Source organism: Streptomyces sp. NPDC017448 (genome assembly GCF_044330565.1).
Taxonomy (GTDB): Bacteria; Actinomycetota; Actinomycetes; order Streptomycetales; family Streptomycetaceae; genus Streptomyces.
Genome location: NZ_JBIRLM010000008.1, coordinates 40,117 through 60,306 on the forward strand (window position 1 = coordinate 40,117; position 20,190 = coordinate 60,306).

General features: G+C 73.1%; 16 protein-coding genes and 3 tRNA genes. 9 read left to right on the forward strand and 10 right to left on the reverse strand.

What is annotated here, in order from left to right; all coding sequences use genetic code 11:
• Nucleotides 1–33 precede the first annotated feature (33 nt).
• Complete coding sequence (locus ACH4K1_RS15530; RefSeq protein ID WP_398089789.1) at nt 34–1,350, forward strand: ABC transporter ATP-binding protein; 1,317 nt, start codon at nt 34–36, stop codon at nt 1,348–1,350.
• A gap of 336 nt (nt 1,351–1,686) precedes the next feature.
• Here the strand turns inward: ACH4K1_RS15530 and ACH4K1_RS15535 are convergent.
• From ACH4K1_RS15535 to ACH4K1_RS15545, 3 genes are all read right to left on the reverse strand, one after another.
• A tRNA-Ile gene (locus tag ACH4K1_RS15535) sits at nt 1,687–1,760 on the reverse strand.
• A gap of 236 nt (nt 1,761–1,996) precedes the next feature.
• Nucleotides 1,997–2,069: transfer RNA gene (locus tag ACH4K1_RS15540), tRNA-Asn, on the reverse strand.
• Between the two features lie 5 nt (nt 2,070–2,074).
• Nucleotides 2,075–2,147 (reverse strand) — tRNA-Asn (locus ACH4K1_RS15545).
• A 182-nt stretch (nt 2,148–2,329) separates the two neighbouring features.
• Here ACH4K1_RS15545 and ACH4K1_RS15550 point away from each other — a divergent pair.
• The 4 genes from ACH4K1_RS15550 to ACH4K1_RS15565 all read left to right on the forward strand — a co-directional run bounded on the left by ACH4K1_RS15550 (nt 2,330) and on the right by ACH4K1_RS15565 (nt 8,039).
• Nucleotides 2,330–2,635 (forward strand): YtxH domain-containing protein, encoded by a 306-nt coding sequence (locus ACH4K1_RS15550; protein ID WP_398090048.1) that lies wholly within the window; start codon nt 2,330–2,332, stop codon nt 2,633–2,635.
• An 84-nt stretch (nt 2,636–2,719) separates the two neighbouring features.
• On the forward strand, nt 2,720–4,171 hold the full coding sequence (locus ACH4K1_RS15555; protein ID WP_398089791.1) for an FGGY family carbohydrate kinase: 1,452 nt from the start codon (nt 2,720–2,722) through the stop codon (nt 4,169–4,171).
• Between the two features lie 206 nt (nt 4,172–4,377).
• Entirely contained in the window at nt 4,378–6,111 is a 1,734-nt protein-coding gene (locus ACH4K1_RS15560; RefSeq protein WP_398089793.1) for an ABC transporter ATP-binding protein, read from the forward strand.
• Nucleotides 6,111–8,039: an ABC transporter ATP-binding protein gene (locus ACH4K1_RS15565; protein ID WP_398089796.1), complete on the forward strand. Its 1,929-nt coding sequence runs from the start codon at nt 6,111–6,113 to the stop codon at nt 8,037–8,039. The genes ACH4K1_RS15560 and ACH4K1_RS15565 overlap by 1 nt, the downstream gene beginning before the upstream one ends.
• 15 nt (nt 8,040–8,054) lie before the next feature.
• Here the strand turns inward: ACH4K1_RS15565 and ACH4K1_RS15570 are convergent, their stop codons facing one another.
• The 5 genes from ACH4K1_RS15570 to ACH4K1_RS15590 all read right to left on the reverse strand — a co-directional run bounded on the left by ACH4K1_RS15570 (nt 8,055) and on the right by ACH4K1_RS15590 (nt 14,986).
• The gene (locus ACH4K1_RS15570; protein WP_398089797.1) at nt 8,055–9,146 is read right to left on the reverse strand and encodes an RNA polymerase sigma factor; all 1,092 of its coding nucleotides are present in this window, start codon (nt 9,144–9,146) and stop codon (nt 8,055–8,057) included.
• Nucleotides 9,147–9,347: 201 nt separating this feature from the next.
• On the reverse strand, nt 9,348–11,282 hold the full coding sequence (gene dnaG, locus ACH4K1_RS15575; protein ID WP_398089798.1) for a DNA primase: 1,935 nt from the start codon (nt 11,280–11,282) through the stop codon (nt 9,348–9,350).
• Between the two features lie 93 nt (nt 11,283–11,375).
• Nucleotides 11,376–12,635 carry an NAD(P)/FAD-dependent oxidoreductase gene (locus tag ACH4K1_RS15580; RefSeq protein ID WP_398089799.1) on the reverse strand — a complete coding sequence of 420 codons (1,260 nt, stop codon included), beginning with the start codon at nt 12,633–12,635 and terminating at the stop codon, nt 11,376–11,378.
• A gap of 138 nt (nt 12,636–12,773) precedes the next feature.
• Complete coding sequence (locus ACH4K1_RS15585; protein WP_398089800.1) at nt 12,774–14,168, reverse strand: deoxyguanosinetriphosphate triphosphohydrolase; 1,395 nt, start codon at nt 14,166–14,168, stop codon at nt 12,774–12,776.
• A 53-nt stretch (nt 14,169–14,221) separates the two neighbouring features.
• On the reverse strand, nt 14,222–14,986 hold the full coding sequence (locus ACH4K1_RS15590) for a sirohydrochlorin chelatase (RefSeq protein WP_398089801.1): 765 nt from the start codon (nt 14,984–14,986) through the stop codon (nt 14,222–14,224).
• Nucleotides 14,987–15,440: 454 nt separating this feature from the next.
• On the opposite strand from ACH4K1_RS15590, the gene ACH4K1_RS15595 reads away from it, so the two are divergent.
• On the forward strand, nt 15,441–16,163 hold the full coding sequence (locus ACH4K1_RS15595) for a vancomycin high temperature exclusion protein (RefSeq protein ID WP_398089803.1): 723 nt from the start codon (nt 15,441–15,443) through the stop codon (nt 16,161–16,163).
• A 385-nt stretch (nt 16,164–16,548) separates the two neighbouring features.
• Here the strand turns inward: ACH4K1_RS15595 and cutA are convergent, their stop codons facing one another.
• A complete protein-coding gene (cutA, locus tag ACH4K1_RS15600; protein WP_398089804.1) occupies nt 16,549–16,890 on the reverse strand; it encodes a divalent-cation tolerance protein CutA in 342 nt (113 codons plus the stop codon).
• Between the two features lie 95 nt (nt 16,891–16,985).
• The gene (locus ACH4K1_RS15605) at nt 16,986–17,612 is read right to left on the reverse strand and encodes an NADPH-dependent FMN reductase (RefSeq protein WP_398089805.1); all 627 of its coding nucleotides are present in this window, start codon (nt 17,610–17,612) and stop codon (nt 16,986–16,988) included.
• 77 nt (nt 17,613–17,689) lie between these two features.
• On the opposite strand from ACH4K1_RS15605, the gene ACH4K1_RS15610 reads away from it, so the two are divergent.
• The 3 genes from ACH4K1_RS15610 (at nt 17,690) to ACH4K1_RS15620 (ending at nt 20,137) form a co-directional block, all read left to right on the forward strand.
• Nucleotides 17,690–18,520: an aminotransferase class IV family protein gene (locus ACH4K1_RS15610; protein WP_398089806.1), complete on the forward strand. Its 831-nt coding sequence runs from the start codon at nt 17,690–17,692 to the stop codon at nt 18,518–18,520.
• Nucleotides 18,521–18,646: 126 nt separating this feature from the next.
• Nucleotides 18,647–19,123, forward strand: a complete 477-nt coding sequence (locus ACH4K1_RS15615; RefSeq protein WP_398089807.1) for a DUF5990 family protein — start codon at nt 18,647–18,649, stop codon at nt 19,121–19,123.
• Between the two features lie 468 nt (nt 19,124–19,591).
• The gene (locus ACH4K1_RS15620) at nt 19,592–20,137 is read left to right on the forward strand and encodes a hypothetical protein (RefSeq protein WP_398089808.1); all 546 of its coding nucleotides are present in this window, start codon (nt 19,592–19,594) and stop codon (nt 20,135–20,137) included.
• Nucleotides 20,138–20,190 lie beyond the last annotated feature (53 nt).

Here is a 20,190-nt window from a genome sequence, read left to right on the forward strand (position 1 = left end):
TCCCGCCAAGCGCGACTCGTACCAGGAGCACCCGTGGGCAGCACCATCACCCTTCGCGACCTCGCCAAGACCTACCCCAACGGGCAGAGGGCCGTGCGCCAGGTCTCTCTGTCCGTCGAGGACGGCGAGTTCCTCGTCCTTCTCGGCCCCTCCGGATGCGGCAAGTCCACCCTGCTGCGCATGATCGCCGGCCTGGAAACGATCAGCGGGGGCCAGCTGCACCTCGACGGAGAGATCGCCAACGACCTCCAGCCCAGCGAACGCGACATCGCGATGATCTTCCAGAGCTTCGCGCTCTACCCCAATATGACCACCGCGCAGAACATCGGATTCCCCCTCGCGGTCCAGAAGCAGGACCACGACCAGGTGAGTGCCCGCGTGCAGTCCGTCGCCCGGATGCTGGGCATCGACCACCTCCTGGACCAGATCCCCGGCCGGCTCTCCGGCGGAGAGCGCCAGCGCGTCGCCATGGGCCGCGCCGTGGTCCGCCGCCCCTCGGTCTTCCTGATGGACGAGCCGCTCTCCAGCCTCGACACCCGACTGCGCACCCGCCTGCGCACCGAAATGCTCGCGGTCACCCGCAGCACCGGGGCCACGACCATCTACGTCACCCACGACCAGGCCGAAGCCATGGCACTCGGCGACCGGGTGGCAGTCATGCGTGACGGGGCCCTCCAGCAGATCGACACCCCCCGCACCCTCTACGCGCTGCCCGCCAACGCCTTCGTCGCCGCCTTCGTCGGCACCCCGAGGATCAACCTGCTGCGCGGCACCGTGTACGCCCCCGTCGACGGCGTCATGGCACTCGACCTCGGGGCCCAGAAAATCACCCTGTCGTACCCCCTCACCCATGACCACCAGATGCTCCGCGTCGTCCAGGGACAGCCGCTCCTCATCGGCCTGCGCCCCGAAGCCATCCGTATCGCCGACAAGGCCCACGCCACGGCCTTCGAGCGAGCCATGACCGGAGTTGTCGAGCACACCGAGTTCCAAGGTCACGAAGCGCTGCTCCACCTATCACTCGGCGGACAACGAGCCGACGTACCGGCCCGACTCCCCGACCACGCAACTCACAACCCTGCCCGCAGAGGCGCCGCCGACCACCTGCGGCAGTTCCGCCGCCGCACCAGACTCTTCGACCGCCACCCCACACTCCCTGGCGACCTACAGCCTCCGCCGCAGTCCCCTGCCCGCAAAGGCATCGGAGAACTCGTCATACGCGCTGAACCGGGCGCACGTCATCGGAGGGGCCAACACATCCCCCTCCTCGTCGACGTACGCAACCTGCTCATCTTCGATGAAAGAGGCGAACGCGTCAGCCCCGACCCGACTCAGATACCCGAGCTATGACCACGCGGGAGCACGTCCCGAAGTCATCTCGACAACTACGGCTGCCTTGACCGCACCCGCAGCGCGTCCACCCCGCCGACCGGGCGCCGGGTCGAGTTCAGAACCTTCGGTGCGGTGAGGTCGGCGGAGTGCGGGTTTCCGTCATCGGCCGTGGGGCCGCACCACGACGCTCTCCCCGGTGGTCGCCGTAAAAGGCCAGGTCAGACGCATCTGAAGTGCGCTTACACGCTGCAGCAGCAGGTCAGTACCGCACGGCGCGCGGCTAGTACCGCACGGAAAACCGCCGCAGAATGCACGTTTCCCCAGGTCAGAACGATTCTGCCTGGGGACGCTCGGTGGGGCGGGTGGGACTCGAACCCACGGCCGACGGATTATGAGTCCGCTGCTCTAACCGGCTGAGCTACCGCCCCGTCTCGGCGTGGCGCGTACACGTGTGCGCCCCGTCTGCCGCAGCATAGCCGGTCATACGATCTCTTGCTTCGGATGGTCGACTTCGCCTGATCTTGAGGACGGCGCTGCGTGCTGCCCGGTTGCGGTCGGGGCGAAGGAGACCCCAAAGGGTGATCGCGGGGCCGTTCCGACCGGGCCTGGAGGAGTCTCCCGGCCAGACGCGAAAGAGGACCCCGAAGGGTCCTCTCCCGTTCCGCTCCCCCGACTGGACTCGAACCAGTAACCCTCCGGTTAACAGCCGAATGCTCTGCCAATTGAGCTACAGGGGATCGCGCTCCCCCGACTGGACTCGAACCAGTAACCTGCCGGTTAACAGCCGGCTGCTCTGCCAATTGAGCTACAGGGGATTGCTGCGTTGCCTCGAAATCGTACCTGCCTGGCGGCTGCCGGGCGGCGCGCGTTCGCTGCGACACATACATTAGCGCAAGCAGGGGGGTGCTCCGCCAATCGGTATCGCCCGGGGTGATCTCGGGTGCCTGCGGGTAGGCGGGCTGCACACGTCGCACCAAGCGTAGGAAGGGTGGCAGCCATGCGGTACCGGCTCACGTTCATCGCCGGAGTGGCCCTCGGTTACGTGCTCGGCACGCGAGCCGGGCGCGAGCGTTACGAGCAGCTGAAGAAGTCGGCCCGGCGGTTGGCGGAGAACCCCGCCGTCCGCAACGCCGCCGAGACCGCCGCGCACAGCGGGCGGGACTTCGCGGGCAAGGCGTACCAATCGGTCGGCGACAAGGTCGGGGACCGGGTGCCCGCCTCCGTCGCGGAGCGGGTCCGCTCCCTGCGGGAGCGCAGCAGCCGGAACGGGCTGGAGGACGACTGGGGGACGACGAACACCTAGCGGCCCCGCGGGGCCCGCGCCCGGCGGCTCCGGGGGGTGCGAGGCGAGTTACGGGAACGTCCCCCGGTGCGGCAGAATCACCGTATGGGCATAGTCGCGGGGCTGGACAGTTCGTCCGCATTCACTCACATCGTCGTCTGCGACACGGAGTCGGGCGCCGTGCTCCGCGAGGGGTACGCCGCCCATCCGGTCGAGGCCAAGGCCGCCGAGGTCGATCCGCAGGCGTGGCTGCTCTCGCTCGGCGAGGCGGCCTCCGGCGGCCTGCTCGAAGGCGTGCAGGCCATCGGGGTCTCCGCGCAGCAGCACGGTCTCGTCGCCCTGGACCGGCAGGGCAATCTCGTACGCCCGGCCCTGCTCGGCAACGACCGGCGCGCGCAGGTCGCCGCCGCCGACCTGATCGACGCGCTCGGCGGGCGGCAGGCGTGGGCGGAGGCCGTCGGGGCCGTGCCGAGCGCCGCGCAGCCGGTCGCGAAGCTGCGGTGGCTGACGCGGAGCGAGCCGGAGAACGCCCAGCGGGTGGCGTCCGTGCTCCAGCCGCACGACTGGCTCGTGTGGCAGTTGCTGGGCCGGCCCGCCCGGCGGACCACGGACCGGGGCGCGGCCTCGGGCACCGGGTACTGGTCGGCCGGGTCCGCCTCCTACCGGCCCGACCTGGTGGAGCTCGCCCTCGGGCACTCCGCCGCGCTGCCCGAGGTCCTCGGGCCCGCCGATTCCGCCGGGATGACGCCGGAGGGGCTGCTGATCTCCGCGGGCACCGGCGAGACCATGGCCGCCGCCTTCGGGCTCGGGGTCTCGGTGGGCGACGCGGTGGTGTCGTTGGGGGCCTCCGGTTCCGTGATGGCCGTGCACCACGAGGCGCTCGCCGAGCCGAGCGGGATGATCACCTCGTTCGCCGACGCCACCGGGATGCACCTGCCGGTCGTCCACCTCTCCAACGCCGTACGCGCGCTGCGCGGGACCGCCGAGATGCTGGGCGTGGAGGGGCTGGAGGAGCTGTCCGCGCTGGCGCTCAAGTCGACGCCCGGCGCCTCGGGCCTCGTCCTGCTTCCGTACCTGGAGGGTGAGCGCACCCCGCAGCTCCCGCACGCCGCCGGCACGCTCTGCGGGCTGCGGCGCGAGTCGATGAAGCCCGAGCACCTGGCGCGGGCCTCGTTCGAGGGCATGCTGTGCTCGCTCGCCGACGCGCTGGACGTCCTGCGCGGGCGGGGGGTGGAGGTGCGGCGGGTGTTCCTGCTGGGGGCCGCCGCCGAGCTGCCCGCCGTACAGGCGCTGGCTCCAGCGGTGTTCGGCACCCAGGTCGTGGTGCCGCAGCCCGCCCAGTACGCGGCGATCGGCGCGGCCCGGCAGGCGGCGTGGGCGCTCGGGGTCTCGCAGGGCTCGCTCGACCCGCGCACTCCCCCGGCCTGGCAGGGTGCGGCGGCCCAGGTGCTGGAGCCGGGCGACGAGCTGGCGGTGGGCGGTGCGGTGCGTCAGCAGTACACCGCGACCCGGGAGCAGATCCACCCCGGGGCCTTCGGAGGCGTCCACCCGGAGTGAGCCCGGGGCCGTTCGACCGCCCGCGCCCGCCCGCGCCCGGGAGGGGAGCCCCGGGCGAACCGGTGCGCCCCCGTGGTCGGAGCGCGCGGTCCCCTTCCCGCGCGCTCCAGGTTTGACCCGGGTTTGGGGAAAAGGGTTGGCTCCCGGAGTACGGCGTACGCGAAACTGGGTCGGCCTCTGCCTGCCGCCGATTCCGAGAGACACGCGTGCTCATAAAACTCCTGCGGGTCCATCTGGGCCCGTACAAGAAACCCATCGCGCTGCTGGTGCTCCTCCAGCTGCTCCAGACCTGCGCCACCCTGTACCTGCCCAGCCTGAACGCCGACATCATCGACAACGGTGTCGTGACGGGCGACACCGGCTACATCCTGGAGTTCGGCGGTCTCATGATCGCCGTGAGCGTCCTCCAGATCGTCTGCAACGTGGGGGCCGTGTACTACGGCGCCCGCACGGCCTCCGCGCTCGGCCGCGATGTGCGGGCCGCCGTCTTCGACCGGGTGCAGTCCTTCTCCGCCCGTGAGCTGGGGCGGTTCGGGGCCCCCTCGCTGATCACCCGCACCACCAACGACGTCCAGCAGATCCAGATGCTGGTGCTGCTGGCGTTCACCCTGATGGTGTCGGCCCCGATCATGTGCGTCGGCGGCATCATCATGGCGCTCGGGCAGGACGTGCCGCTCTCCGCGGTGCTGCTGGCGGTCGTGCCGGTGCTCGGCGTCTCGGTCGGCCTGATCGTGAAGCGGATGGGCCCCCTGTTCCGCACCATGCAGGAGCGGCTGGACGGCGTGAACCGGGTGCTGCGCGAGCAGATCACCGGCAACCGCGTCATCCGCGCCTTCGTCCGCGACGCGTACGAGGAGGAGCGGTTCCGGGGCGCGAACACGGAGCTGACCGACGTGTCGGTGGCGACCGGGCGGCTGATGGCGCTGATGTTCCCGACCGTGATGACGGTGGTGAACCTGTCGTCGATCGCGGTGGTGTGGTTCGGGGCGCACCGCATCGACGGCGGCGGAATGCAGATCGGCGCGCTGACCGCGTTCCTCGCCTACCTGATGCAGATCGTGATGGCCGTGATGATGGCCACCTTCATGTTCATGATGGTGCCGCGCGCCGAGGTGTGCGCCGAGCGCGTCGAGGAGGTCCTGAGGACCGAGACGAGCGTCGTGCCGCCGCTCGCGCCCGTCACCGAACTGCGGCGCCACGGTCATCTGGAGGTGCGCGGGGCGGAGTTCCGCTACCCGGGCGCCGAGGAGCCGGTGCTGCGGAACGTGGACCTGGTGGCCCGGCCCGGCGAGACGACCGCGGTCATCGGGTCGACGGGCAGCGGGAAGTCCACGCTGCTCGGGCTCGTGCCCCGGCTGTTCGACGTGACGGCGGGCGAGGTGCTGGTCGACGGCGAGGACGTGCGGACGCTCGACCCGGCGCTGCTGGCGAAGACGGTCTCCCTGGTGCCGCAGAAGCCGTACCTGTTCTCGGGGACGGTGGCGACGAACCTGCGGTACGGGAACCCGGACGCCACCGACGAGGAGCTGTGGCACGCGCTGGAGGTGGCGCAGGCCAAGGAGTTCGTCGAGGCGCTGGAGCACGGCCTCGACGCTCCGATCGCGCAGGGCGGCACCAACGTGTCCGGCGGTCAGCGGCAGCGGCTCGCGATCGCCCGGACGCTGGTGCAGCGCCCGGAGATCTACCTGTTCGACGACTCGTTCTCGGCGCTGGACTACGCAACCGACGCGGCGCTGCGGGCGGCGCTGGGGCGGGAAACGGCCGGGGCGACCGTAGTGATCGTGGCGCAGCGGGTGTCCACCATCCGTGACGCGGACCGCATCCTGGTGCTGGACGAGGGCCGGCTCGTGGGGTCCGGAACCCATCACGAGCTGATGGACGGCAATGAAACGTACCGGGAGATCGTGCTCTCCCAGCTGACGGAAGCGGAGGCCGCGTAATGGCCGGTCCGGGCGGACGGATGATGGCCGGCGGCGCTCCCACCGACCGGTCGATGGACTTCAAGGGGTCGGGCAAGCGGCTGCTGAAGCGGTTCGGCCGGGAGAAGGCGTCGCTGTACCTGATGCTGGCCGCGGTGACGGTGAGCGTCGCGCTGGCGGTGGCCGGGCCGAAGATCCTCGGCATGGCGACCGACCTGATCTTCGCCGGTGTGGTCGGGCGCGGGATGCCCGACGGCACGACGAAGGCGCAGGCGATCGAGGCGCTGCGGGAGGACGGCCGGGGGTCGATGGCCGAGATGCTGTCGGGCGTGGACTTCACCCCCGGCGAGGGCATCGACTTCGGTGCGGTGGGGAACGTCCTGCTGGTGGCCCTGGTGATCTACGTCGGGGCCGGGTTGCTGATGCTGGTGGCGACGCGGACCTCGATCCGGGTGATCAACCGCATCGTGTTCCAGCTGCGGGAGGACCTCCAGACGAAGCTGGCGCGGCTGCCGCTGTCGTACTTCGACCGGGCCAAGCGCGGTGAGGTGCTGAGCCGGGCGACGAACGACATCGACAACATCTCCCAGACGCTCCAGCAGACGATGGGGCAGCTCATCAACTCGGTGCTGACGATCGTCGGCGTGCTGGTGATGATGTTCTGGATCTCGCCGCTGCTGGCGCTGGTCGCGCTGGTGACGGTCCCGCTGTCGGTGGTCGTGGCGACCCAGGTCGGCAAGCGGTCGCAGCCGCAGTTCGTGCGGCAGTGGCGGGTGACGGGCACGCTGAACGCCCACGTCGAGGAGATGTACACCGGCCACGCCCTGGTGAAGGTGTTCGGCCGGCAGGAGGAGTCCGCGCGGGACTTCGCCGAGCAGAACGAGGCGCTGTACGAGGCGGGGTTCAAGGCCCAGTTCGCCAGCGGGCTCATGCAGCCGCTGATGTTCTTCATCTCCAACATCAACTACGTGCTGGTCGCGGTGGTCGGCGGGCTCCGGGTCGCCTCGGGGGCACTGTCGATCGGTGACGTCCAGGCGTTCATCCAGTACTCGCGGCAGTTCTCGATGCCGCTGACGCAGGTCGCCTCGATGGCCAACCTCATCCAGTCCGGCATCGCGTCGGCGGAGCGGGTCTTCGAGCTGCTGGACGCCGAGGAGCAGGAGGCGGACCCGGAGCACGGGGAGCGCCCGGAGGCGCTGGAGGGCCGTGTCTCGCTGGAGAAGGTGTCGTTCCGCTACGAGCCGGACAAGCCGCTGATCGAGGAGTTGTCGCTGAGCGTGGAGCCGGGGCAGACCGTCGCGATCGTCGGTCCGACCGGTGCGGGCAAGACGACGCTGGTCAATCTGCTGATGCGGTTCTACGAGGTGACCGGCGGGCGGATCGCGCTCGACGGGGTCGACGTGGCGCGGATGTCCCGGGCCGAACTGCGGTCCTCGATCGGCATGGTGCTCCAGGACACCTGGCTGTTCGGCGGGACGATCGCGGAGAACATCGCGTACGGCGCTTCGCGCGAGGTCACCCGGGAGGAGATCGAGGAGGCGGCGAGGGCGGCGCACGCGGACCGGTTCATCCGGACGCTGCCCGACGGGTACGACTCGGTGATCGACGACGAGGGGAGCGGGGTCAGCGCGGGCGAGAAGCAGCTGATCACGATCGCGCGGGCGTTCCTGTCCGATCCGGTGATCCTGGTGCTGGACGAGGCGACCAGTTCGGTGGACACCCGGACCGAGGTGCTGATCCAGAAGGCGATGGCGCGCCTGGCCCACGGGCGTACGTCGTTCGTGATCGCGCACCGGCTCTCCACGATCCGGGACGCGGACGTGATCCTGGTGATGGAGAACGGGTCGATCGTGGAGCAGGGCACGCACGACGAGCTGTTGGCGGCCGGCGGCGCCTATGCGCGGTTGTACGCGGCGCAGTTCGCCCAGGCGCTGGCCGAGGTCGACTGACTCACCGCGCGCGGATCAGTCGAGGTAGCCGCGGAGTTGGTCGGCGTAGGCGTGGTCCCGCAGCCTGATGAGGGTCTTGGATTCGATCTGGCGGATGCGTTCACGCGTCACGCCGAAGATCCGTCCGATCTCCTCCAGGGTGCGGGGCCGCCCGTCCTCCAGGCCGTACCGCAGCTGGACCACCTTGCGTTCGCGCTCCCCGAGGGTGGAGAGCACCGCCTCCAGGTGTTCGCGCAGCAGCAGGAAGGCGGCGGACTCCACGGGCGAGGGGGCGTCGCCGTCCTCGATGAGGTCGCCGAAGGAGACGTCGTCCTCCTCGCCGACGGGGGCGTGCAGGGAGACCGGCTCCTGGGCCAGGCGCAGGACTTCGGTGACCCGTTCGGGCGTCAGGTCCAGCTCGGCGGCGATGTCCTGGGCGCCCGGCTCGACGCCGCGTTCCTGGAGGAGGCGGCGCTGGACGCGCACCACGCGGTTGATCAGCTCCACGACGTGGACCGGGACGCGGATGGTGCGGGCCTGGTCGGCGAGGGCGCGGGACATGGCCTGGCGGATCCACCAGGTCGCGTACGTGGAGAACTTGTAGCCCCGCGCGTAGTCGAACTTCTCCACGGCCCGGATCAGCCCGAGGTTCCCCTCCTGGACCAGGTCGAGCATGGTCAGCCCGCGGCCCACGTAGCGTTTGGCGACGGAGACGACGAGGCGGAGGTTGGCCTCGATGAGGCGGCGCTTGGCGGTGCGGCCCATCACCACGAGCCGGTCCAGGTCTCCGGCGAGGCGGGAGTCGAGGTCGGGGGTGCCCGCGAGGCGTTCCTCGGCGAAGAGTCCGGCCTCGACTCGGCGGGCCAGCTCGACCTCCTCGGCGGCGGTGAGCAGCGGGATGCGGCCGATCTCGCGCAGGTACTGCCGGAACAGGTCGGAGGTGGGACCGCCGGAGTCCGCGCGGCTCCGGGGATCCGGAGGTTCGGGGAGGTGCGTCGCTTCGACCATGACTGCCTCGGGGGCGTATCCGGACGGGCCGACCGCGGCCTCCGGGTGGTGCCGGGCCCTGTGCTGCGCCGGGATGGCCGCGATGGGCTCGGTCGTGGTCGTCACGGTCCGGGTCTGCACGGGGGCGACCTCCAGGTGATCGCGGCCGGATGACGGGGTGGAGGTCCGTCCGGGCGCGGGTGTTCCCCTGCGGACCGGCGTGCTCCGTTGCCTCAGACATTCCCCAGTGTGGGGTACGGCACACGGCTGTCACGAGGGGCGTGCGGGGACTTTCTGGTTCCGGTCCGTCACCGGCCGGTTACCCGCACCGGCCGTGGGGGCTCAGAGCGCGGCGGCGCCGTGGGCGCGCAGGGACTGGGCGTACTGCTGGAGCACCCAGACCTCGTTCTGCGCGGCGGCCAGGTCCTGGGGGGCGACGTTGGTGCCGAGACGGGCGAGGCTGCTCTGGACGTCGGCGATCCGGCGGTCGACGGCGCGCAGCCGTACGTGGACGAGGTGCATGCCCGCGTAGGTCTCGTCGATGGACTTGCCGTGGAAGACCTCGACGGCCAGCTCGGTGACGAGGCTGCGGACGGTGTTGTCGGGTGCGGCGTCCAGGACCGCGCCCAGGTACGCCCGGTCGTCGACGACGCCCTGCTCGGCGCCGCCCGCCTCCTCGATGCACCGGCGTACGGCGGCGTAGGGCGGGGCGGTGAACTCGTCCACGCCGTAGGCGTCGAAGGCCGGGGAGACCAGGGCGGGTCTCTGGAGGGCGAGCTTGAGCAGTTCGCGCTCGGTGCGGTGGGCGGGGCTGCGGAGGTTGAGCGCGGGGCCGGAGAAGCCGGGGGCGGGGGCGGGGGCGCTCCGCTGGGGGGCGCCGCCGCGCGGGCCGCGGGCGTCCGGGGGGCCGCCGCGACCGCCGCGCTCACCGTGGTCGCCGCCCTTGTCGCGGGCCCAGCGGGCGAGCTGGGCGACGCGGCGGACGACGAACTCCTGGTCGAGGATGCCGACGAGGCCGGCGAGCTGGACGGCGACCTCGCGCTGCACGCTGCTCGTCTTGATCTTGGCGACGACGGCGGCGGCCTCGTCCAGGGCGGCGGCGCGCCCGGCCGGGGTCTCCAGGTCGTAGCGGCCGACGATCTGGCGCAGCGCGAACTCGAAGAGGGGGGTGCGCGGCTCGACGAGGTCGCGCACGGCGTCGTCGCCCTTGACGAGGCGCAGGTCGCAGGGGTCCATACCGTCCGGGGCGATGGCGATGTACGTCTCGGCGGCGAACTTCTGGTCGTCCTCGAAGGCGCGCAGGGCGGCCTTCTGCCCGGCCGCGTCGCCGTCGAAGGTGAAGATCACCCGGGCGCTGCCGTTGTCCATGAGGAGGCGGCGCAGGATCTTGATGTGGTCGTTGCCGAAGGCGGTGCCGCAGGTGGCGATGGCGGTGGTGACCCCGGCGAGGTGGCAGGCCATGACGTCGGTGTAGCCCTCGACGACGACGGCGCGGCTGGCCTTGGCGATGTCCTTCTTGGCCAGGTCGATGCCGTACAGCACCTGGGACTTCTTGTAGACCGGGGTCTCGGGGGTGTTCAGGTACTTGGGGCCGTTGTCGTCGTCGCGGAGCTTGCGGGCGCCGAAGCCGACGATGTCGCCGGCGGTGTCGCTGATCGGCCACATGAGCCGGCCGCGGAAGCGGTCGATGGGGCCGCGCCGGCCGTCCTGGGAGAGGCCGGAGGTGATCAGCTCCTTGTCGCTGAACCCCTTGCCGCGCAGATAGCGGGTGAGGTGGTCCCAGCCCGCCGGGCTGTAGCCGACCCGGAAGCGGGCGGCGGCGTCCTGGTCGAAGCCGCGTTCGGCGAGGAACTTCCGGCCGATCTCGGCCTCGGGGCTCTCCAGGGCGCGGACGTAGAACTCGGCGGCGGCCTGGTGGGCCTCGATCAGCCGGATGCGTTCGCCGCGCTGGTGGGAGGGGTTGTAGCCGCCCTCCTCGTACCGCAGGGTGATGCCCGCCTTGGCGGCGAGGCGCTCGACCGTCTCCGAGAAGGAGAGGTGGTCGATCTTCATCACGAAGGCGATCGTGTCGCCGCCCTCCTGGCAGCCGAAGCAGTGGAAGAGGCCCTTGGCGGGGCTGACCTGGAAGGAGGGGGACTTCTCGTCATGGAAGGGGCAGAGGCCCTTGAGGTTTCCGCCGCCCGCGTTGCGCAGCTGGAGGTATTCGGACACGACGGAGTCGATCGGGACGGCGTCCCGTACCGCCTTCACGTCGTCGTCGTTGATCCTGCCCGCCACGGGTGAAGTCTACGGGTGGGCGCGGACGGCCGGACGCACGGCAGGCGGCTCCTTGGGGGCGCGGGCGGCGGGGTCCGCGCCCCGGCCGGGGCCTCAGAGCAGGGATTCCAGGGGGACGGACGGGTCCGCGAGGGCTTCCGGGTCGTGCTGCTGACGGGCCCGGATCAGCTCCTGGACCGTTTCGGTGACATCCCACACGTTGACGTTCATCCCGGCGAGGACGCGGCGGTCCTTGAGCCAGAACGCGATGAACTCCCGCTTCCCGGCGTCGCCCCGGATGATCACCTCGTCGTAGGAGCCGGGCGGGGCCCAGCCGCTGTACTCGAGGCCCAGGTCGTACTGGTCGGAGAAGAAGTACGGCACGCGGTCGTACGTCACGTCCTGGCCGAGCATGGCGCGGGCGGCGGCCGGTCCGCCGTTCAGTGCGTTGGCCCAGTGTTCGACGCGCAGTCGGGTGCCGAGCCGCGGGTGGAGGACGGCGGCGACGTCGCCGGCGGCGTAGATGTGCGGGTCGGAGGTGCGCAGCGAGGCGTCCACGGCGATGCCGCCGCCGTGGGCGCGGTCGGCCGTCTCCAGCCCGGCGGCCTCGGCGAGGGCGGTACGGGGGGCGGCGCCGATCGCGGCGAGCACGTCGTGGGCGGGGTGCTCCTCGCCGTCGTCGGTGCGGGCGGCGAGCACCATGCCGTCCTGGCCGATGATCTCGGTGAGGCGGGCCCCGAAGTGGAAGCGGACGCCGTGCGCGCTGTGCAGCTCGGTGAAGATCTGGCCCAGCTCGGGGCCGATGACCTGGTGGAGCGGGGTGGGCTCGGGCTCGACGACGGTGACCTCGGCCCCGTAGCCGCGGGCGGCGGCGGCGACCTCCAGGCCGATCCAGCCCGCCCCGGCGATGACCAGGTGGCCGTTGTCGCGGCCGAGGGCGGCGAGCACGTTGCGCAGCCGGTCGGCGTGGGCGAGGCGGCGCAGGTGGTGGACGCCGGCCAGGTCGGTGCCGGGGACGTCCAGGCGGCGCGGTTCGGAGCCGGTGGCCAGCAGCAGCTTGTCGTAGTGGATGACGGTGTTGTCGCCGAGCTGGACGGTCTTCGCGTACCGGTCGAGCGCGGTGACCGGCTGGCCGAGGTGCAGCTCGACGTCGGCCCCGGCGTACCAGGGCCGTTCATGGGTGAAGACGGTGTCGCGTTCGGCCTTGCCCTCCAGGAACCCTTTGGAGAGCGGCGGCCGTTCGTAGGGGTGGTCGCGCTCGTCGCCGATGAGGATCACGCGGCCGGTGAACCCTTCGGCGCGCAGTGTTTCGGCCGCCTTCGCTCCTGCGAGCCCCGCTCCGACGATGACGAACGTCTGGTGTGCGTCGACCACGTGATGCCTCCTCAGTGCTGTGCTGCGCGGCGCCCCCACTGCTGCGAGCGTCCCGCACGCGGCGTGGTGGCGAAAGAGGGTGTGCCCCGGACAGGTCACACCCGGTGGTCGGGTGTCCGGCCCCTTCCAGTCTGCCGGTCAGCCGCGACGGTCGGTGAGCGCGGCGTGCAGGGACCGTGCGGAGGCGTCGGTCAGGGCGGCGATCTGGTCGACCAGGACGCGCTTGCGGGCGTGGTCGTCGGCCGCCTGGTCGAACAGGGCGCGGAAGTGCGGCTCCAGCCCCTCGGGGGCGCGGGCGGTGAGGGCGGCGGCCAGCTCGGCGATCACGACGCGCTGGTCGGCGCGGAGGGTCTCCTGTTCGGCGCGCTGCATCACGTACCGGTCGGCCACCGCCTTGAGCACCGCGCACTCGTGGCGCACCTCGCGCGGGACGACCAGCTCGGCGGCGTACCGGCCGAGGCGGCCGGGGCCGTACACCGCCCGGGTGGCGGTCTCGGCCTGCAGGCAGAACCGGCCGATGAGCTGGCTGGTGGCGTCCTTGAGCCGGGCCTGGGCCACGGCGGAGCCGTCGTAGCCGTGCGGCCACCACTCCTGGGCGATCAGCCGGTCCAGGGCGTCGGCCAGCTCCTGCGGGTCGGTGCCGGCGGGGACGTAGCGGCCGACGGCGACCGCCCAGATCTCCTCGCGCTCCGGCTCGGCGTAGAGGCAGTTGGGGTCGATGTGCCCGGCGTGCAGCCCGTCCTCGAAGTCGTGCACGGAGTACGCCACGTCGTCGGACCAGTCCATGACCTGGGCCTCGAAGCAGGTGCGGTCCTCGGGCGCGTCCTCGCGGGCCCAGGTGAAGACCGGGAGGTCGTCGGCGTACACGCCGAACTTCACCGCGTGCGGGTCGGTGGGGTGCGCGCCGCGCGGCCAGGGGTACTTGGTGGCGGCGTCCAGGGCGGCCCGGGTGAGGTTGAGGCCGACGCTGACCAGGTCGCCGCTGCGGGGGTCGTGGACGAACCGCTTGGGCTCCAGCCGGGTCAGCAGGCGCAGCGACTGGGCGTTGCCCTCGAAGCCGCCGCAGTCGGAGGCGAAGTCGTTGAGCGCCTGTTCGCCGTTGTGGCCGAAGGGCGGGTGGCCCAGGTCGTGGGCGAGGCACGCCGTCTCCACCAGGTCCGGGTCGCAGCCGAGGGCCGCGCCCAGCTCGCGGCCGACCTGGGCGCACTCCAGGGAGTGGGTGAGCCGGGTGCGGGGGCTGGCGTCCCACAGGGGGGAGCGGGTGCCGGGCGTGACGACCTGGGTCTTGCCTGCGAGGCGGCGCAGGGCGGCGGAGTGCAGGACCCGGGCGCGGTCGCGCTGGAAGGCGGTACGGCCGGGGCGCTTGTCCTCCTCGGTGTCGAACCGCTCGGTGTCGGCGGGCCCGTAGGGGCTCGCCCCCCGGCCGCCCGGCGCGTGCCGTACGGCCGGTGCGCCGTGAGCGCCGTGTACGCCGTGAGCGCCGGTCGCCCGGTCCGTCCCGGGTGCTCCCTGTGTGTCCTGTGTGCCTTCCATGCTCCCGACAGTAGCGACCGGGACGGACAGGGCGGCGTGCGCGGGCCGGGGTGTCAGGCGGAAGCGAGCGGGACGGCCGCCTGGTCCGGGGGGCTCGCGGAGAGCGCCCGGTCGTAGCGGTGCAGGACGAGGCGGGCCATCGCCGGGTGGGCGCCGAGCGGGGCCGCGGCCCGGTGCGGCAGGGCGGCGGCGCAGGCGGTCGCGAAGCGGCCGGGGGCGGTGAAGTACGAGGCGACGAAGGCCCGGTGGCGTCCTCGGGCGGCGAGCGCGCGCAGGGCGGCGGGGACGGTGGGCGCGGCGGCGGAGGCGTAGGCGGGGACGACGGGGACGCCGAGGCGTTCGGCGAGCAGGCGGGCGGTGCTCCGGGTGTCCTGGGCGGATTCGGGGTCGCGGGAGCCGGCGGCGGCGAGGACCACGGCGGCGCGCCGGCCGCCCCGGTCGGCGGGGTTCCAGCCGGCGTCGAGGAGCCGCCCGTACAGCGCCTCCGCGAGCAGGGGGTGCGGGCCGAGGGGCGCGGCGGTCCTGGTGCGTACGGCGGGGGCGGCGGCGGCCGTGGCGGGCAGGTCGCGCTTGACGTGGTGGCCGCGCCCCAGGAGCAGCGGTACGAGGACGGCGTCGGCCCCGCGCAGGCCGTCCAGGGTGGCCGGGAGCAGGGGCGCGTTCAGTTCGATGTGGCCGAGCCGGACGTCGAGTCCGGGGCGCAGCTCGCGCACCCGGTCCAGGAGGGCCAGCACGGTGCGCAGGGCTTCCGGGTCGCGGCTGCCGTGCGCCACGGCGACCAGGGCGGGGGCGGGGTGTCGCGGGGCGTGCTCCGTCATGGGGCGATGGTGCCGGGCGGAGGTTGCCCGGCCGTTGCGCCGGGGTCACGGGGGGTTGCCTCCACCTCACGGCGGGGGCGGGGGCGGTGTGCGGGGGCTTCTCCGCCCGGTTCGCGGACCTCCCGCGGTGGGGGCGGGGGCGGTGTAGGGGGCTGGGCCGCCCGGTTCGCCGGCGGTGTCGGACGCCACAACCGGGGCGGGGGGCGAACCTTTGCGGTGCTCCGGTCGTCAGGGGGTGTGGGGGCACCGGGCGCGCACGGCGCGACGGACGGATCGAGGGGCGGGGGTCGCGGTGCGGGGAACGAGGGGCGCGCGGGGGACGGGCGGGACGCGCGAGGAGGGTCGGAAGCGGCTCGGGCGGCGGTCCGTGACGCCGCGGGAGCGGTCGGCGTCGCCGGGCGCGGGGCTGCGGCGGCGGTTCGGCGCCCCGGGCCTGCGGGGGCCGTTCGCGGCTGTGCGGTTCGCGGCTGTGCGGGCGGCGGGCGTGCGGGGGCTGCGGCGGCTCGCGGCCCTGCGGCTGCCGCGTACCCGGCGGGGGCGGCGACGGCTGGTGCAGGGCGTGGTGGCCGCCTGCGTGCTGGCCCTCGTGCCCGCCACCTGGATGCGTCTGGAGGCCGGGGGCCGGGTGGGCTCGGTGGCCGACGCCCCGGCGCGGGAGGTCGCCGTGGTCTTCGGCGCGGGGCTGTGGGAGGGCCGGCCGACCCCGTACCTCGCCCACCGGCTGGACGCGGCGGCCGAGCTGTACCGCGCCGGGAAGGTGCGGGTCGTGCTGGTCACCGGGGACAACAGCCGCGTCGAGTACGACGAGCCGGACGCGATGCGCGCGTACCTCACCGGGCACGGGGTACCGGACGGGCGGATCGTGAGCGACTACGCCGGGTTCGACAGCTGGGACTCCTGCGTCCGGGCCAAGAAGATCTTCGGGGTCGACCGGGCGGTACTGGTGAGCCAGGGTTTCCACATCCACCGGGCGGTCGCGCTGTGCCGGTCCGCCGGGATCGACGCGTACGGCGTGGGCGTCGACGAACCGCGGGACGCCACCTGGTATTACGGCGGGGCCCGGGAACTGGCGGCCTCGGGCAAGGCGGCCCTGGACGCCCTGCTCCGGCCCGACCCGCGCTTCCTGGGGCCGCGGGAGCCGGGGGTGGCGGAGGCCCTGGCGACCGGGGCGCGGTGACGGACCGCCCGGTGGAGGGAGGCGGGACCAGCCCGGCGGTGGAGGAGAGGGCAGGACCGGCCCGGTGGAGGGGCGCAGGTCCGGCCCCCCGGGTGGAGGGGCGCAGGACCGCCCCCGGCGGAGGAGCGCGCAGGTCCGCCCCCCGGTGGAGGGGCGCAGGGCCGACCCGGTGGCCGCTCCCCGCCCCGGCCCCGTGGCCGGCCTCCGCCCACGCCCCGCTGCCGCGCCCTCCGGGGCGCGGTGGGGCCCGGCGTCACGCGGGCCCCGCCACGCCCCGGAGGGCCGGGGCGCGGTGGGGCCCCGCCCGGAAGCAGCGTCCCGGCCCCGGAGGAGGGCGGCTCGGCGCCGGTGGGGCGGTCGCCCAGCACGGACGGGGTCGCCGCCGTCACAGGGGTGCCGGGGGCGCCGTCTCCGCCGTCACCCAGCCGAGGTAGCGGGCGCTGCCCCGGACCACCGGCAGGGCGATGACCTCCGGCGTGTCGTAGTCGTGCTCCCGCTGGATGTGTTCCTCCAGCTCCTCGTAGCGTTCCGCCGTCGTCTTGAGGAAGATCTGCCACTCCTCGCTCGTCTCGACGGCGTTCTGCCAGCGGTAGACGGAGGTGACGGGGGCGGAGATCTGCGCGCAGGCCGCCAGCCTGGCCTCCACCGCCGACCGCGCCAGGGCGTGGGCCTTGGCCTCGCTGTCGGTCGTGGTCAGTACGGTCAGCCATGCGGGCGGCGCTGTCATCGTCCATCTCCTCGGAGTACGGCGGGCTCCCTGTCCGCGGGCCCTCGATGCGATTGTCGGCCCACGGCGGGTCGGGCGCCGTGCAAGCGGGTGGTTCAGGCGCCGTACGGGCGGAGGCTCCTGGCGTCGCGCAGCGCGGTGCCCCACCACACCAGCTGGTCCAGCAGCGTTTTGGCGGCCGCGTCGGCGGGCTCGGGTTCCAGATGGCGTCCCTGGTCGTCGAAGAGGGCCCCGGCGTTGTGGAAGGACACGGTGTCGCGGATGGTCACGGTGTGCAGCTCGGCGAAGACCTGCCGGAGGTGTTCGATGGCGCGCAGTCCGCCGGAGATGCCGCCGTAGCCGACGAAGGCGACCGGTTTGGCCTGCCATTCGGCGTTGTGCCAGTCGATGAGGTTCTTGAGCGGCGCGGGGAACGAGTGGTTGTACTCGGGCGTGAGGACGACGAAGGCGTCGGCGGCGGCGAGCCGGGCGGAGACCGCGCCGAGGCGGGCCGCCTCCTCGGGTCGGGGGCTGAAGGTGATGGCGGTGGGCAGGTCGGCCTCGACGACGTCGATCAGGTCGGTCTCGATGCCGGGGTGGCCCGCCGCCCGGGCCAGGAACCAGGCGGCGACGACGGGGCCGAAGCGGCCGTCGCGGTTGCTGCCGAGGATGACGGCGACCTTGAGCGGGGCGGCCGGCTCGGTGGAGGCGGTGGGCTGCGTGGACGCGGCTGTGGTGGTCATGGGGACGACCTTTCCGCCTCAACCGCGGTTGAGGTCAAGCCCCTCCTCCGGAGGCGCGCCCGGCGTACGGTGGCCGCATGACGACGCGCCCGTCCAAGGCCCCGGAAACGCTGGACGCACCCGTGCCCTACATCGAGTTCGACGGCCGTCCGGCCACCGGGGAGGAGCTGAGGGTTCCCGCCCTGCACGGTTTCGGCCACTTCACCGCCCTCCAGGTGCGGTCCGGCGCGGTGCGCGGTCTGGCCGTGCACCTGGACCGGTTGGACTCCGCGAACCGGGAGCTGTTCGAGCTGCCGTTGGACGGCGACCGGGTGCGGGAGCTGGTCCGGCACGCCCTGGCCGGGGCGGGGCGGACGGACGCCTCGGTGCGCGTCCACGCCTATCTGCCGCCGGGTGCGGTGGCGACGTCCCTGATGGTGACGGTCCGGGGGCCCGCCGCTCCGCCGGCCGGGGCGCGGAGCCTGATGTCGGTCCCGTACGCGCGCACGGCCCCGCACATCAAACGGCCGGGCGAGTTCGGGCAGATGTACTACGCGATGCTGGCCGGACGGGCGGGCTACGACGAGGCGCTGCTGACCCTGCCCGGTGGCGTGGTGACCGAGGGCGCGACCACCAATATCGGGTTCTGGGACGGGACTTCGGTGGTGTGGCCGGACGCCCCCGCGCTCGCCGGTACCACGATGACGCTGCTGGAACGGGGGCTCGAACGGGCCGGACGGCCCCCGGTGCGCCGCCCCGTGACGCTGGAGGGCCCGGACGGGGTGGGCCGTTTCCCCGCCGCCTTCGTCTGCAACGCGCAGGGGATCGCCCCCGTGCACCGGATCGACGACACCGTGTTCGCGGTCGACGAGGAGCTGACGCGGGAGTTGCGCGCGGTGTACGAGGCCGTCCCGGCCGACGCCGTGTGACGTTCCGCGGGAGGCCGTACGCAAGGGGCTCGTACGGAAGGGGCCTTACGGAAGGGCTCGTACGGAAGGGGCCCGTCCGGAGGGGGCGAAGGCCGCCGGGCCGGGCCGTGCCGGACCATGGGGGCCATGCAGATCCATATCGAGGCATCGGACCTCCCCGGCCGCGACTGCGGTCCGGACGGCGACTTCCCGGGGTACGAGAACGTCCACGTCGGCGTCCAGCGCAAGGACCGGCCGGGCGAACTGCTCGGCCCGCGCCCCGGGGACGCCCCCCGCGCCTCGTGGGTCCTCGACTGCACGGCGGTCCCCGCGGCGGACGGCGTCGAGGTGTCGGGGCCCTACGTCCAGAACCGGCTGGGCGGCCGGTTCGTCTACCTGTCCTGGGGCACGGTGGACGAGGGCGGGGTCTTCACCATGTTCCGGCGCGCCAAACTGATGTTCGCCGACATCGAGCCGGGCGTCCTGGAGTCCGCCGTGCGCACCGGCCACCTCACCGGGCGGCTCGGGCTCACCGACGCGGGGGGCCGGCCGCTGTGCGGCCGGGTGCGTCCGCCGCGGATCGTCTGGAGCGCCACGGACGGGAGCGCCACGGACGGGAGCTGACCCCCGCCCTGGGTGCGCGGCCGGCCGTCACGTGCGCGGCCGGCCGTCATGTGCGGGAAAGCCCCACGGGCGGATCGGACGCCCCGCCCGGCCCGGGGGGGATGGGGCCGGGGAACCGGCACCGGCCCCACCGGTCCTGGGGGGGGGTGGACCGGTGGGGCGGTGCCGTTGGGGGGGCGGGTGTTCCGTCCCGTGGGGGGTGTCTTGCGTGTGCCCGGCACCCGCGAAGTCATACATGTGACCTGTGTCACACTTCACGCGCCGCCTCACCCGATCGGCACCCGGGTCGCCCGTACGGGCCGAACGACCCAGTCGCACCGCCACGACCTGCGGTGATCCCTGCGGCAAGGGTGCCGCGCCGGTCCGTTCGGGTGAAAGCTGATCCGGTGTCAGGAGGCGTGGGCGGCCGTGCCGCCGTTGGCTCGGGTTCAGGACCACCCGCTCGCGCCGTCTGCCCGGAGGATCCCCATGCGCAGTCCTGCCCGCCTCGTGACCGGCACCGTCGGTGCCGCGTTCACCGTCATCGCGTTCGGTCTCACCGCCGCCGCTCCGTCCGCGTACGCGGGTGACTTCGGCCGTCTGGAGATCACCCCGTCCACCGCGGCCCCCGGCGCCACCGTCACCGTGAACACCACCGCCTGCGGCCCCAAGGGCTCCGGCATCGGCGACGCCAACGAACTGGACGCCGGAGACTTCGAGATGCGCCCCGGCACCCACAAGGAGGTCCTGGTCGGCCAGTTCACCGTGCCGCACGACACCCGCCCCGGGGTCTACGAGATCGTCGTCTCCTGCGACAACGGCAAGGACGCGGTGGGCGACCTCAAGGTGATCGGCGGGGGCAAGCCCGACAAGCCGATCCACGACCGCCCGTCCGGTCATGTGCGGACCGGGGTCGGCGGCAGCGTCGAACCGAACTCCACGCAGGTCGCGCTCGGCGTCGGCGTGATCGGCCTGGCCGCCGTCGGCGGTCTGTGGCTGCTGCGCCGCCGCTCCGAGGGCGCCGAAGGCAGCTGAGGCGCGGCGCCGGGCCGCCCGGGCCGCAGAGGCCACCCGGGCCGCAGAACCCC